This window comes from Aliinostoc maniaoense (genome assembly GCF_058172895.1).
Genome location: NZ_CP187952.1, coordinates 6,021,235 through 6,034,804 on the forward strand (window position 1 = coordinate 6,021,235; position 13,570 = coordinate 6,034,804).

Annotated in this window: 13 protein-coding genes and 1 pseudogene; 7 read left to right on the top strand and 7 right to left on the bottom strand. The window is 42.7% G+C overall.

Annotation, left to right across the window (positions count from 1 at the left end; all coding sequences use genetic code 11):
* Window positions 1–71: 71 nt before the first annotated feature.
* From rne to ACPZ3T_RS26330, 3 genes are all read right to left on the bottom strand, one after another.
* A complete protein-coding gene (gene rne / locus ACPZ3T_RS26320; RefSeq protein WP_490272371.1) occupies window positions 72–2,147 on the bottom strand; it encodes a ribonuclease E in 2,076 nt (691 codons plus the stop codon).
* A gap of 555 nt (window positions 2,148–2,702) precedes the next feature.
* Window positions 2,703–5,381, bottom strand: coding sequence for a TIGR03960 family B12-binding radical SAM protein (locus ACPZ3T_RS26325; protein WP_490272372.1), 2,679 nt, complete (start codon window positions 5,379–5,381; stop codon window positions 2,703–2,705).
* A gap of 760 nt (window positions 5,382–6,141) precedes the next feature.
* On the bottom strand, window positions 6,142–6,459 hold the full coding sequence (locus ACPZ3T_RS26330; protein WP_490272373.1) for an STAS domain-containing protein: 318 nt from the start codon (window positions 6,457–6,459) through the stop codon (window positions 6,142–6,144).
* A gap of 484 nt (window positions 6,460–6,943) precedes the next feature.
* On the opposite strand from ACPZ3T_RS26330, the gene ACPZ3T_RS26335 reads away from it, so the two are divergent.
* Both ACPZ3T_RS26335 and ACPZ3T_RS26340 read left to right on the top strand, forming a co-directional pair.
* Entirely contained in the window at window positions 6,944–7,144 is a 201-nt protein-coding gene (locus ACPZ3T_RS26335; protein ID WP_490272374.1) for a hypothetical protein, read from the top strand.
* A gap of 158 nt (window positions 7,145–7,302) precedes the next feature.
* On the top strand, window positions 7,303–8,475 hold the full coding sequence (locus ACPZ3T_RS26340; RefSeq protein WP_490272375.1) for a pyridoxal phosphate-dependent aminotransferase: 1,173 nt from the start codon (window positions 7,303–7,305) through the stop codon (window positions 8,473–8,475).
* A gap of 134 nt (window positions 8,476–8,609) precedes the next feature.
* Here the strand turns inward: ACPZ3T_RS26340 and ACPZ3T_RS26345 are convergent, their stop codons facing one another.
* A complete protein-coding gene (locus ACPZ3T_RS26345; RefSeq protein ID WP_490272376.1) occupies window positions 8,610–8,966 on the bottom strand; it encodes a hypothetical protein in 357 nt (118 codons plus the stop codon).
* Window positions 8,967–9,198: 232 nt separating this feature from the next.
* Here ACPZ3T_RS26345 and clpS point away from each other — a divergent pair, with 232 nt between their 5' ends.
* Complete coding sequence (gene clpS / locus ACPZ3T_RS26350; RefSeq protein WP_490277377.1) at window positions 9,199–9,480, top strand: ATP-dependent Clp protease adapter ClpS; 282 nt, start codon at window positions 9,199–9,201, stop codon at window positions 9,478–9,480.
* Between the two features lie 11 nt (window positions 9,481–9,491).
* On the opposite strand, the pseudogene ACPZ3T_RS26355 reads toward clpS, so the two are convergent.
* Window positions 9,492–9,650: pseudogene (locus ACPZ3T_RS26355) on the bottom strand (RNA-guided endonuclease TnpB family protein); the annotation flags it as partial.
* Window positions 9,651–9,700: 50 nt separating this feature from the next.
* On the opposite strand from ACPZ3T_RS26355, the gene ACPZ3T_RS26360 reads away from it, so the two are divergent.
* The 4 genes from ACPZ3T_RS26360 to ACPZ3T_RS26375 all read left to right on the top strand — a co-directional run bounded on the left by ACPZ3T_RS26360 (window position 9,701) and on the right by ACPZ3T_RS26375 (window position 11,532).
* Entirely contained in the window at window positions 9,701–10,525 is an 825-nt protein-coding gene (locus ACPZ3T_RS26360; protein WP_490272377.1) for a CPBP family intramembrane glutamic endopeptidase, read from the top strand.
* Between the two features lie 2 nt (window positions 10,526–10,527).
* Window positions 10,528–10,821, top strand: coding sequence for a hypothetical protein (locus ACPZ3T_RS26365; protein WP_490272378.1), 294 nt, complete (start codon window positions 10,528–10,530; stop codon window positions 10,819–10,821).
* Between the two features lie 98 nt (window positions 10,822–10,919).
* The gene (vapB, locus tag ACPZ3T_RS26370) at window positions 10,920–11,141 is read left to right on the top strand and encodes a type II toxin-antitoxin system VapB family antitoxin (RefSeq protein WP_490272379.1); all 222 of its coding nucleotides are present in this window, start codon (window positions 10,920–10,922) and stop codon (window positions 11,139–11,141) included.
* Between the two features lies 1 nt (window position 11,142).
* Entirely contained in the window at window positions 11,143–11,532 is a 390-nt protein-coding gene (locus ACPZ3T_RS26375; RefSeq protein WP_490272380.1) for a type II toxin-antitoxin system VapC family toxin, read from the top strand.
* Here ACPZ3T_RS26375 and ACPZ3T_RS26380 read toward each other — a convergent pair.
* Window positions 11,527–12,165, bottom strand: a complete 639-nt coding sequence (locus ACPZ3T_RS26380; RefSeq protein WP_490272381.1) for a pentapeptide repeat-containing protein — start codon at window positions 12,163–12,165, stop codon at window positions 11,527–11,529. The genes ACPZ3T_RS26375 and ACPZ3T_RS26380 overlap by 6 nt on opposite strands.
* Window positions 12,166–12,169: 4 nt before the next feature.
* Window positions 12,170–13,540: a DICT sensory domain-containing protein gene (locus tag ACPZ3T_RS26385; protein WP_490272382.1), complete on the bottom strand. Its 1,371-nt coding sequence runs from the start codon at window positions 13,538–13,540 to the stop codon at window positions 12,170–12,172.
* Window positions 13,541–13,570: the final 30 nt, after the last annotated feature.

Sequence of the window (13,570 nt, forward strand, 5' to 3'; positions counted from 1 at the left end):
GCATGAATGACGGGGGAACCTCACGCATCACGACTCCTAATGGCGATCGCTCAGGCTCTACCATATATACACTAACTTTCTTCCGTATCAGACTCGACGGCAGAAGAACGGCGACGACGGCGACGGTTAGGAGTTGTGTTAGTTACTTCACTATCCTCGGTGCTGAGTGTTGATACTGTTGGCTCAATTGGCTCAGATGCTGTCACCGATGATGATTTTGGTTCTAACTTCAGTTTGGGTGGGCTAAATTCTGTAGTTGTTGTTTCAGCAATAGGTGTTGTGGCAGTTTCTTCAGGTGGTGGTGTGGATACTTGTCCTGGCTGAACAATATTGATAATGACAGATTTAGGATTTTTTACTTCCTGCTCTAATTTAATTAGGGGAGAAACTCCCATTAAAGCGAAGATATCCTGTTCTGGTTTTGTCATTTCCACAGTCCGAATTTCCGGTGGTTCTACCACGGGTTTAATCGGCTCTGGTTTTGTGATTTTGCTACGCTCTGCTCTTTCTCCCCAACCAGATTTACCCAAAGTTGGTGAGGGGAGTTCTGGTGTTGTACCCAGTTCTACATCATTATCGAGGTCTAAGTCTGATTCATTGATATAGCCGAGAGGAGTTTGATTAATACGGCTTTCATCTTTGCCGTTGACTCCATTGATACCAATCCGACTCCGACGGGTACGGGTACGACGTTTATTGTGATCGTTGAGTTCTTGATAGCTGGGGTGATTAATTAAATTAATCGAGCCAAAGTCAGAATCACCGTCGAATCCTTCACCAAATCCTTCGTAACTTTCCCGCATATCTGTCATGCGCGTGACAGGTAAACGCGGTTCTCTTTGGGGTTCTCTCTGAGGCAAAGATACAAATCTATCTGGTACTTCTACTGGGGTAGGTAAGCGGCTTTCTGTTTCTCCAGGTAGGCGGACTGTATGTCCTAAACCGCCACAGGTGTTACAAGTTTGTCCAAATAATTCGTAAATATTTTGACCTTGGCGTTTACGAGTTAGTTCTACTAAACCTAGCTCTGTGAGTTGAGCAATCTGAGGACGAGCTTTATCTGCTCTCAGGGCTTTGTTAAAGTGTTCTAAAACTTGTAGTTGGTCGCGCCGTGATTCCATATCAATGAAGTCAACAACGATCACCCCAGCAATATTTCTTAAACGTAGTTGACGGGCAATTTCTGTGGCGGCTTCGCAGTTTGTCCACAACACGGTTTCTCTAGCTGTTGCCGATCGCGTGAATGAACCAGAGTTAACATCTATAACAGTTAATGCTTCTGTTGGCTCAATAATTATATAACCACCAGAAGGTAAATCTACTCTTGGTTTAAGGGCTTCACGGATAGCAGCATTAATACGGAAATATTCTAAAATCGGAGAGCGATCGCGATGGTGGTCAATTAATAATCCTTGGGGTGTTTGACCTCCACTCCAGTTTTGCAAATACTGCTTGACTCGCTTGAGTCCGGTGCTGGAGTCCACGACAATTCGGTTGACATCTCCGCCGTACATATCTCGCAACACACGCTGGATAAAATCATCGTCTCTATTTAGTAGTGCTGGCGCACGGGTAGATTGCGCTTCTTGTTGAATTGCTTCCCACTGCTTTTGCAGCACTTCCAAATCTTCGATAATTGCTTCTTCTGGTTTGCCTTCTGCTTCTGTCCGCACTAACAAACCCATCCCTGCGGGTTTAATTAAAATTGCTAATGCCCGTAAACGATTACGTTCATTTTCACTTTTAATCCGCCGGGATAAATTCACCCCTCTACCATAGGGCATCAATACCACGTAGCGTCCAGGCATAGTGATATTACCTGTGAGCCTGGGGCCTTTTGTCCCTGTTGGCTCTTTCATCACCTGCACTAAAACTTTTTGCTGTGGTGCTAATAATTCTGTAATTGCTGCTGCTGTCCGCTTTAGCCTCAGTGGGCCTAAATCAGTTACGTGAATAAAACCGTTACGCTCAGGATCGCCGATGTTGACAAAAGCTGCGTCAATTCCAGGTAAGACGTTTTCTACTACACCTAAGTAGATATCACCAATTTGATGATGCCCTGTGGCTACAACTAACTCTTGTATTTGATCTTCCGAAAACACGGCAGCAATTTGATGCTGCTCCGCGATAATAATTTGTTTTGGCATTCAATTTCCTCAAAAATCGGCAGCGTCAACGGACTTGGAGGTTTGTTATGCCTCTCGCCCCTGCCAGCCTCTAAAGACGCTGTTAGTAATAAAAATTGTGAAGTCGAGCTTCAAAATTAAAGAGCTATTGGCTAAGGAATTGCGTTCACACGCCTGTTTATTCCAGAACGGCTGCATACTGTCTAAGCAAATAAATCAACCGTCCATAGTTGATTTCTGATGCGATACCTTCACCGTCTAGGGATTGGGCATTCAGCAGTTGTTTTAAAAAGCATAGATAGAGAAGTTGACCGGAATCTGCTGTTAATTACTAGTTCACAGGGTAGCTATAGAAAGAGTGTTCTTTAATCTGCCTTAATTTTGTCTGGGGTAAAATCCCAGAAGCTTCACTCTGATATCTTGCTCGTTGCTCCCTGATGACCAGGGTAGTTGTGAACCAGTTTCTTCAATGCAGCGTCAGAAAATTTCTCTTCATCTCATTCTAACGCAACCTTGCTAAAAATCAATTCCTATGATTGCGATTGGGGGCAACTACTAGCCAGTTGCCCTCTAGGATTATACCGTTAAGATGAGCTGATTGCGGTGGATGTGCAGAAGATGAAATTTTGTGAAGTCTGTTTTGGGAGTAGCTGAGTTTTGATCAGCGACTATTTCCAGCATCAACAGAATTTGTTCAGGACGCAATAAAAAACCATCTTGCCGACAGCTACCAACATAACGCACAATAGCGATCGCTTCGGTTTCCGTGTTGCTGGTAGAAATTAATTCCAACTCAAACAACCGTGAGCGCAGATTTATCATCTGAGTCTTACCAGATTTAGTAGTTTGCTCACAGATAATTTCTGCTTGCGCCTCAATTCCTGCTATCCAGTCTTGCCACTGTGCTGATGTGACTTCACTAGAGGCGGCAATGGTAATTAGATACTCGGCTTTTTCGAGTAACTTATTGGCGGCTGGAGCTTTTAAGTCTACTTCTGCCACACGATACACAGGAATATCTGGGGGCAGTTCTTGAGTTAATCTTCGTTGAAATGCTTCCACTTCAACAAGTTCAGTTAACTCAAAATCGACAATCTCACCGCTACTTGTAGCCCCTAGAGCTAAAGCACTCGCTACAGCAATTCTGGGGCTGGGATGAAAGCCGTTACTATAGGCTACTGGTAAACTAGCCCGTCGTACTACTCGGTCAAACAACCGCATCAAATCGAGGTGACTCAGCAAGGCCATATTACCTTGTTTACCAAACCAAACCCGTAGACGTTGGGTTTTAGTGATGTTCGGAACAAAATCGCCAGCGAATTGGGGGATGGCAGGTGGCTCGATGACGATATTATGACCAAAATCTGTGCCACACACACCACAGTGGGAACAACCTTCAAAGGAACAGTCGGGGACAACTGCGGCTTCTAGAGCGTGTTGTAAGTCTTCAATCAGCCATTTTTTATCAATTCCTGTATCTATATGATCCCAGGGGAGGGGGGCTTCGAGGGACTGGGGATTGGGGACTGGGGACTGGGACTCTCCTCTGCTCCCCTGCTCCTCTACTCCCTTGCTCTCTTGTTGTGTCGCAAACAGATTCCATTCTCCGTTTTCGACTTGGCGGTATTTCCAATCTAAACCAGCTTCGTTGATTGCCTCTGCCCAGGCGGCGAAAGCTTTGTCTACACTATCATACCAGGAATCCATGCCTGCGCCTAATTCCCAGGCACGGCGTAATACTTTACCCAAAGAGCGATCGCCTCGACCAATGAAGTCTTCCATTGCGGAAATGCGGACATCTGTAAAATTGACTTTCACGCCCCGAATGCGCCGGAAGGCTTGCCGCAATAGCTCTTGCTTGCGCTTAAATTCACTGGTGGAAACTGAGTGCCATTGAAATGGTGTATGAGGTTTGGGGGTGAAATTAGAAATTGTCAGGTTGAAGTTGAGTGGTCTTCTGCCTTTACCCCGACATTCCCTTTGTAACCAACTGACTGTTTCCGCTATCCCCAAAACGTCGGCATCTGTCTCCCCTGGTAAGCCGATCATGAAATACAACTTAATTTTATCCCAACCTTGTTCCCAGGCTGTTTTCACACCTCGTAATAGTTCTTCGTTGGTTAAACCCTTATTGACGATATCTCGCATCCTTTGTGTGCCAGCTTCGGGGGCAAAAGTTAAGCCGCCTTGGCGTGTGCCACCGAGAATATTAGCGATGTTTTCATCAAATCTATCTACACGTTGGCTGGGGAGTGACAGGGAAATATTTTCATTTCTTAATCTATTTTTGATTTCCATCCCTACGGCTGGTAGGGCTAAATAATCAGAACAACTCAAAGACAAGAGCGAAAACTCATTATAGCCAGTCGCTCTCATGCCCTGTTCAATGGCTTCTACTACTTGTTCTGGTTCGACATCTCTGGCTGGTCGAGTCAGCATCCCTGGTTGACAGAAGCGACAGCCACGGGTGCAACCGCGTCTAATTTCTATGGTCAGGCGATCGTGTACGGTTTCTACGTAGGGAACTAGTCCAATAGAATAGGCGGGAATTGGGGTAGCTACTCGCCGCAGTATCCGTTCTGGGACATCTGCCCTGAGTGGTTGTACTGAACCGTCTGATATTGGGGTATAAAACTGTGGTACATACACCCCAGGAATTTGTGCTAAGTCCAGCAGTAAATTTTCCCGACTTAATCCGGTTTGTTTACCTTCTTCTAAGACTAAGCCAATTTCTGGTAAAAGTTCTTCCCCATCTCCCAAGGCGAAAAAGTCAAAAAAGTCAGCGTAGGGTTCAGGGTTAGATGTTGCCGTTTGTCCACCGGCGAAGATGAGCGGATAATCACCCTCTAATCTTTCTTGCCATGTTAGGGGTATTCCCGCTAAATCCAACATTTCTAAAATGTTGGTTGCGCCTAGTTCATAACTGAGGCTAAAACCTAAAATATCGAATTGTTTTAGTTGTCGCTTCGACTCAACGGCAAACAGGGGAGTGTGTGTTTCCCGGAGTTTAGCTGCTAAGTCTGTACCTGGTAGGTAGGCGCGATCGCATAACTGCCGAGGTTGGGCATTCAAGATATTATAAAGAATGATATGCCCTAAATTGGATGCACCTACTTCGTACACTTCGGGATAAGTCAACACCCAACGGACGACTGCTTTATCCCAAGGTTTGTGTACTGCCAGTTGTTCGTTACCCAAGTAACGGGCTGGCTTTAAGATATCCGGTGTGATTAATTGTTCAAATGCAATAGCCACTTTGCCAACTTTGAGCTACTTGAATTACAGCTACTTCTTCCCTCCAACATTAGCATTGATTAGCTCTTTGGTTGGCTTTTCTGGTCGTAAGTTATAACTCTTTTACACTCAGTTGCCCAAAAAATGGCTTGTGTTGCCTTGGCTAACCTATGTGCGAGCAACTGGGGACTTCGCTAAAAAAATATTCTATCCCTGCGGGAAGTTACGGGTAGGTTGCTTCCCCAGAGGGGTTTGCTGGTAGGCTCTGGTAGGCTCTGGTGCAGGGAGGAAAAATAGTCTTGACACTCCCCCGACCGTTTAAATTTCGCTACGCTCATTTAAACAAAAAGTCGGGGGATTCTCTAAGAAACACTTAGAAGGGACAGTCAAAAGTCCCCCTACCTGCTTGACATCACTGAACATACGACATCCATGAGTCTTACAGCTACGTTATTTATTCAATTAATTAATGCTTTCCGGGGTTCTCCACTCAGCCAATTCGGTACGCTCCCCATCCTGCCTTTACTTGCATTCTTGGGAGATTGTCACAATGCAATTCCGAAGATGCCGGGAGTTCGCCGTACTAGGATGGTTCTTCACGTAGGAGTATTACCTTACTCACGCTACTATTTTACCATTTTTTTTGACTGCGACTAAAGTCGCACGAGTCACTTTTCCTCCTCGATCTTTAGATGCGAGGCTACCAAGTTTCCCGTATTGTCGGGTGTTAAGTCTAGAAATTGGAATAATTTATTTTTTGGCTTTGCCTAGACAATATTACTTATTGGACTTTAGTATCAGATATAGCAAAAACCTGATCAAGTTGGGTCAACTCTAAAATGATTTTAATGGCAGGGGAGACAGAATCAAGCTGGAAACTTTTGCCTAACTTCTGAGATAATTTGAGTGCAGATACTAGCGACATAAGTCCAGAGCTATCAACAGACTCTACTGCGGCTAAGTCTACTAACAAACTAGTAACATCATCTTGAGCCAAAGTTGTGGATAATTCACGCTCAAATTCTAAGGCATTGGTCGCATTCAGGTAGCCCTGAGGACGAATAACTGCAATTGTTGGACTGTTTAATACTGCTTGCATATAGCCATCCTCATCAGAGTTATTTAACCACTAAGCTTGAATTTATTTGAACATAAACTGTTTGCTTGAACATCGACCAGATGTCTTAAATCTCTTTGCTGAATCTTTATTTTTTTTCCGTGTCTGTTTAAAGATTGTCATAATTTCGGGGTTAACTGTATTCGTATATACTTTTTTTCTGGAAAGTTCACAAAAAAATCAACATAGACTACCACCAGGCAGAAGACAGCAAAAACGTCATCGATAATTCTGCTGAAAATTCATGCCAATTTATAGAAATCCAGCCAAGTGAGCCTTGATTTAGCAAGGGTTTACGTGCATTTGCTGCTCACAATTTCGATCACAATTGTTAAGTTTAATCAGGAACTATCTACTTAGTTTAAGTGTGATCTAAGTCACTAGTATAATAGGATGACGATCACATTTTATACTGAACTTCATCTTGGATAATTTAGTATCACCGTATAGCGGGTTCATATTACCTATGAGAACTAAATACGTAATTCGTCAGTTAGTAGAAAAAGCTCTTGATATTAAAAAACTCACTCCAGAGATAGAAAACGAAATCAACTCAGAATTAACTCAACAGGGTTATATATCTGATGTAGATTACGAAGCTTTAGAATTATTGATGGCAGAGATGGATGCTGGACGTATTCAGCTAGTTTCTAGTCTGGGATATTAAATTTGTTGATTGCTGCGAGATTTTTCTCTCAAAAATTGAATTTGCGAAAATCATCGAAAAAACAGCTGGTACTTCTGCACGATATTTACTATTTATTTACCTAGTGTGGCGTAAACTGTGCTAATGAGCCTCCACTTGTGCATTAGTAAAAAGTTGTCATGCAGCCTGCTAAACGTTTAGAAAAAATTCCTCCTTATCTATTTGCTGAGATTAACCGGAAACGGGAAGAACTTGTCAATCAAGGAGTTGACATCATTAATATGGCAGTGGGTGATCCTGATAAGCCGACTCCTGCTCATATTCTCGAAGCAATGCACGCAGCAATTGATGAAGGGAGTAATCATAATTATCCACCCTACGATGGTATGCCAGCATTTCGGAAGGCAGCCGTTGAGTGGATGGAACGACGGTTTGGGGTTGAGGGACTAAACCCGAATACAGAGGTGATATCTTCTATTGGTTCAAAGGAAGCGATACATAATACTTTTTTAGCCTTCGTGGAAGCGGGAGATTATGTATTGATACCCGATCCTGGTTATCCTGTGTACCGAACGGCGACAATTTTTGCTGGGGGTGAGCCGTTTACCATGCCTCTGAAGGCTGAAAATAAGTTTTTACCTGATCTTAACCTCATACCTGAAGCTGTAGCCCACAAAGCCAAATTGTTATGGATTAATTACCCAAATAATCCCACTGGGGCTTTAGCGACTCTAGAATTTTTTGAGGAATTAGTGGCGTTTTGTCGGCAGTACAAGATTTTACTGTGTCATGATCATGCCTATTCTGAAATGGCTTATGATGGCTACAAACCACCGAGTGTATTGCAAATTCCAGGGGCTAAGGATGTCGCAATTGAGTTCCACAGCTTGTCTAAGTCTTACAATATGACAGGGTGGCGGATTGGATTTGTAGTAGGTAATGCCGTTGGGATTAAAGCGTTGAGCCAAGTAAAAACCAACGTAGATTCTGGAGTGTTTAAAGCTATTCAACAGGCAGCGATCGCAGCTTACAATACTGATGAAGCTGAATTACAAAGCTTGATGTCAGTGTATCAAAACCGCCGTGACATAATTGTCAAAGGATTACAATCATTAGGCTGGCCAATTGAGCCACCAAAAGCCACACTTTATGTTTGGGTGCAAGTTCCTTCAGGCTACACTTCCGCCGAATTTGCTAACCTCCTGCTAGATAAATGCGGTATCTTAGTTCCCCCAGGCAATGGCTACGGTGCATCAGGAGAAGGTTACATCAGAATTGCCCTGACTATTCCTGACGAACGGTTACAAGAGGGAATAGAACGGATGCAGGATGCGGGAATTAGGTATGTTTAGGGAATGGGGCTAATCAATTCAAAATTCAAAATTCAAAATTCAAAATTGAAGAGTGTTACTCCCCCTGCTTCCTTGCTCCCTGCTCCCTTGTCTACCTTGTCTCCCCCTGCTCCCTGCTCCCTACTCCCTACTCCCTACTCCCTACTCCCTACTTTCTCTTGATAAGCTTGCCAAAGTTGCTGAATAAACTGATGAAGTTGCTGTTTTGCTAGGGTGTCTATTTCTGATTTTGGTTCTTTGGCTAAAAGTTGACCTAAGAAAGTGATGATTTCTGTATCTAGGGCTGGCCGAAATAACTCAATAGGCCAAAGCAAGTCAGAACTATCTCTGAGGTCGGTAATGATGGGCAGTTCTGGGGTATGAGTGACTAGCAAGAATGGGCGTACCCAACAAAGATGACGGGAAACCACAACTTGTATCACTTCTGCATACAGATTTCTGTCGCCATGCTCTAAAGACACAATTTGTCCTGGTTGAAAGTCGAGACTCATGTCTATCATCACCTAATTAGGGTAGTCGCACGGGTCAGTTCGTGGTTTCTGCTATTTTTATTTTAAGAGTGGGAGGGGATTTTGCTCTCTGCTATCTTGTGAGTGTTGCTAGCAAAATTTTTACCTGTCATGAAGTTTTAGTTAAAATGCTATAAAATAGGTGAAAAACTGTGAAGCGATCGCTAGTACAGAACCCTGTTGTAGTAAATCAGCAATAAAAAGAGCAAAAGTTGTGTCAGTCGAAACCATTGAGAAGCGTTCTACATCCCGCAAGCTTGCGCCTCGGTATCGCGTTTTGCTCCATAATGACGACTACAACCCTATGGAGTACGTGGTACAAGTGCTACTAACTACAGTACCAAGTCTGACCCAGCCCCAGGCTGTTAGTATCATGATGGAAGCCCACACCAATGGGTTAGCTTTAGTAATTACCTGCGCGCAAGAACACGCCGAGTTTTATTGTGAAACTCTCAAAAGTCATGGACTCAGCAGCACCATAGAACCAGAAGATTGACACTCCCCAGCCTAAAGGCGTGGGGATTCTACATTCACAGACTCGCCGTTAGACGACAGGCCGAGGCCAATCGCCCAAGAGGGTAAATCTCCTGTAGCGTAAGTTCCGGTATGCCCTACCGTACTGAGTCCTCGTCTCAAAATATTGATTGCTGCGATAAGTTTTGAGTCAATAGTCATGATCTGAAATGATAGACTGGTGACTTTAAACTCAACTAGATATGAAAATTAATTTGTTCAATTTAGCTCAACGCCCTGCCCCTATACGGCTGGGTTGTTTTATTTTGGCGTTATTGTTGCTGTGGATACCCATAGCTGCACCAATTTATTTATTAGTAGATGATTCTAACTTAGAAAGTATCTTGACAATGGTGGTGTTATATGTAGAGTTTATTTTCCTGTTGAAATTATGGGGTAATAAAGTCTATCAACAGCCAAGAATACTAAGTTTTTATGGATTGCAATTCACACGGCGTAATGGTGTAGAACTGCTTTGCGGTTTAATTTTAGGAATAATTAATATTTTTATCTTATTTGGGCTACAAAGTATTTTCGGTTGGCTAGTATGGCAACAACCTAAAATATTTCTTCCTCAGTTAATTTTAGAAGGTTTACTTGTTGGTTTAGGTGTAGGGTTTGCAGAAGAATTATTATTTCGTGGTTGGTTATTAGATGAGTTGCAACGAGATTACAATCAGAATCTAGCATTATGGATCAATGCACTCACTTTTGCAGTTTTACATTTCATCAGGCCATTGGCAGCAATTATCCAAACATTGCCACAATTTCCTGCTTTAGTATTGTTGGGGTTAACTCAGGTATGGGGAAAGCGTTGGCGACGCGGACGCTTAGGCTTACCAATAGGTTTACATGGGGGTTTGGTTTGGGGTTACTACATTATTAATGTGGGAGGAATAATTAAATATTCGGGACAAGTGCCTGACTGGGTAACTGGGGTAAATAATAATCCCTTGCAAGGATTAATGGGGGTATTTTTTATGAGTATCTTGGCGATTTGGATGTGGCGGCGGAGTGTCAAAGGTTAATTATGATCAAATACAGTGTGATTTTAGTAATATTAATAATATCTTTCTCTTGGGCTAATCCAGTGTGGGCTAAAGTCTGCCGCAACTATGAAGGGCATCAGATTTGTATTCTCAGCATCAAACGTAGTGCCAAAAAATATTGGGAATATCAGGCATCTGTAAGTGTGGATGGAGTTAAAACACCTGTGGAAACTTACAATTGTCGAGGTAAGTTTAAACTACAGAAAGATAGGACTGTAATTCAATTTACTCCAAATAGTCCGGGTGAAATGATTTGTAGTTTTTTTAAGAAGTAGCTAATCATAATTGTTTTTATGCTACAGCAATACATGAAGACAGATTCACAATGGCTAGATAATAAATAATGACTTGTAGTTAATGAAAAGGAGTATTTATGAATACAGATGCAGCTTTATGGCAAGCCGTTCTTAAAATGCCAGATACTCTCAAAACAGAACTTTTACATTATGCGGAATATTTACTAGCAAATTATCCAAATCTTACAAAATCAACAGAAAAGATTGAAAAAACGCATGGTTATGGTAGTTGGGCTGGAGAAATAATTATGTCTGATGATTTTGATGAACCATTAGCAGATTTAGAGGAATATATGTAAGATGAAATATCTTTTAGATACTCATACATTCCTTTGGTATTTGCTTGGCGATCGCAATTTAGGAATGAAAGCAAAGGAAATTATTGATACGAAAGCGAATTTATATTTTAGTATTGTTAGTTTGTGGGAAATAGCTATTAAAATTAACATTGGTAAGCTGACAATTAATCGACCAGTTGACGGGTTGTTGGCAGAATTGCAATATATCAATGCTCAAATTTTGCCTATAGGATTTGAAGATATTGAAGTATATGCCAAACTTTCTTTCCCAACTAACCATCGTGATCCATTTGATCGCCTTCTGGTGGCGCAAGCTATGAATCATAGTTTAGTTTTAATGAGCCGAGATTCGGCTTTTGATGCTTATTCAATTCAGAGGTTATGGTTATAACCCTTTCTCCATTAAAGTACCGACTATACAAGCTTTCTCTAAATTTACACCATTAAAATTCGCACCTTCCAACTCAGCACATAACAAGTTAGCTCCCGTAAAATTTGCCCCGGCTAAATTAGCTCCGCGTAAGTCGGCTTCTTCTAAATTAGCTTCACTTAAATTAGCCCCTTGCAAGTCAGCACGGCTTAAATCTGCGCCTTTGAGATTAGCACCTGTGAGATTAGCACCACGCAAATCAGCACCACGTAAATCAACACCTTGCAAGTTAACATTCATCAAATTTGCGCCACTTAAGAATGCACCAGCTAAGGACACATCGCTAAGTGTTGCCCCCATCAAGCTAGAACCCCGCAAGTTGCTGCCTCGTAAATCCGCACCAGTTAAATCTGCTTGCATGAGGTTAGCACCCATGAGGTTAGCTCGTAAGTCTGTAGCTTGGAGGTTAGCACCCATCAAATTTGCGCCTTCTAAATGTCCACCTTCAAGCTTAGATGCTGCGAAATTAGTACCAACGAGGGTAGCACCTGCCAAATTAATCCGGCTTAAATCTAGCTGAGAAAGTTCCTCATCTTCTAAATTTACCCCTGGAAGATGTTTGAGTTGTCCTTGTCTAATAGCTTCAATATTCATGGGGCTAACTACGAATTTCTTGACTAGTCTTGCTTTGGCTATCCCATCGGGAATCAAGCAGCCACATACCTGTACTGACTTTGGGTGTCATCAGGGGTAAGTCTAAACCCTGTTGTAAGCCCATGACTAACAAAGTGAGTGCATCTAATAGTTTAGGGTCAAAACGCTGCGGTTGTTGTCTGCATTCTGCTAAGGCTTGAGCAAATATTTCTTCCCGTGGCTGCTGGGAAGATTTTCTTTGATTAACTCGCCCCTGAAAGTCTGCAACTAATGCCAAAATTCTTGACTCTAAGGGAATAGCATCACCAACTAATCCGGCTGGTTCTCCTGTGCCATTCCAATGTTCGGTTTGGTGGGTGATAATTTGGGCTAATGCTCTTAATCTGGGCATTTTGCGTAATACTTGCGCGCCTGGTACTAGAGGACAACTAGGGGCTGTTTCTGGCTTTTGTTTTGTCGTAGGAGTGAGAACGCTTTGTGTGGTGCGGAGTGGATCTATGCGATGTAATAATGCTGCTAGTTTTAATCTTTTGATTTGCCATGCAGGGAGATCCAAAAGTTGTGCCATTGTTTCAGCGATCGCACTTACTTCCGTAGCGGCCATAGGATTGTTAATATCGCCTAAATCCATCAATTGTGCCATCCGCAAAAATGCTTGCACTTCGTTAGATAGCAGGTTGTTATCTAAGGCTTGCTGACGTAATGCTATGGGAATCGATAGTTGTTCTTGGCCAGTTTGCAGGTAATCTACAACACGGGAGACGACTGTACTCAAGTCTTCTGGATTAATGATAGCCGGGGGAATTGCTTGTAGATGTGCCAGTAATTTTTGTGCTAACTCTGGATTGTACTTTTGAATGTGAGCGATCGCTAATTCTGCTGTTTCTCTCACCAACATCGGCTCAAATGTCCACAACCCATAAAATTTGCGCTCTAAGTCGGTAGCAGGTAATCCTCTATCACCATAATCAGCATTTGATAACTCTTGACAAAGTACCATTGCTGTGTATTTGGGCGATAAAATAATCAAGTGCCATTCTTGAGCTACAGGATCATTTGCATCTAATCCCACCAAGTCTACATTTGACAGTTGGCTAGTCGGGTGTTCCGCAAACCCCGTTTCCGGTGCAGCCATAATCACAATTTGACGGCTGTTTTGGGCAATGTCTGCATATCTTTCTGCCTCTTGTAAATACCACTTACCCCGTTGAAAGGCAGTAATTACCAAAGGTGTGCTGTCATCGCTTAATATATGGTCTTCCAGCGCATGGCACAAAGCCACCAGTGTATTCTTATAATACACCCCGAAGCGAATCGGTCTGGTAGTTTGGCGATGGGCTGTTTCTAGCAGTTGTAGAATTGAACCTTCTAACATAAGCAGGGGGCAGGGGTAGGAGGCAGGGGA

Bases quoted from the DNA above. Each gene is read 5' to 3' on its own strand.
- rne (WP_490272371.1), bottom strand. From the start codon at position 2,147: ATGCCAAAACAAATTATTATCGCGGAGCAGCATCAAATTGCTGCCGTG.
- ACPZ3T_RS26330 (WP_490272373.1), bottom strand. From the start codon at position 6,459: ATGCAAGCAGTATTAAACAGTCCAACAATTGCAGTTATTCGTCCTCAG.
- ACPZ3T_RS26335 (WP_490272374.1), top strand. From the start codon at position 6,944: ATGAGAACTAAATACGTAATTCGTCAGTTAGTAGAAAAAGCTCTTGAT.
- ACPZ3T_RS26340 (WP_490272375.1), top strand. From the start codon at position 7,303: ATGCAGCCTGCTAAACGTTTAGAAAAAATTCCTCCTTATCTATTTGCT.
- ACPZ3T_RS26345 (WP_490272376.1), bottom strand. From the start codon at position 8,966: ATGAGTCTCGACTTTCAACCAGGACAAATTGTGTCTTTAGAGCATGGC.
- ACPZ3T_RS26360 (WP_490272377.1), top strand. From the start codon at position 9,701: ATGAAAATTAATTTGTTCAATTTAGCTCAACGCCCTGCCCCTATACGG.
- ACPZ3T_RS26365 (WP_490272378.1), top strand. From the start codon at position 10,528: ATGATCAAATACAGTGTGATTTTAGTAATATTAATAATATCTTTCTCT.
- vapB (WP_490272379.1), top strand. From the start codon at position 10,920: ATGAATACAGATGCAGCTTTATGGCAAGCCGTTCTTAAAATGCCAGAT.
- ACPZ3T_RS26375 (WP_490272380.1), top strand. From the start codon at position 11,143: ATGAAATATCTTTTAGATACTCATACATTCCTTTGGTATTTGCTTGGC.
- ACPZ3T_RS26380 (WP_490272381.1), bottom strand. From the start codon at position 12,165: ATGAATATTGAAGCTATTAGACAAGGACAACTCAAACATCTTCCAGGG.
- ACPZ3T_RS26385 (WP_490272382.1), bottom strand. From the start codon at position 13,540: ATGTTAGAAGGTTCAATTCTACAACTGCTAGAAACAGCCCATCGCCAA.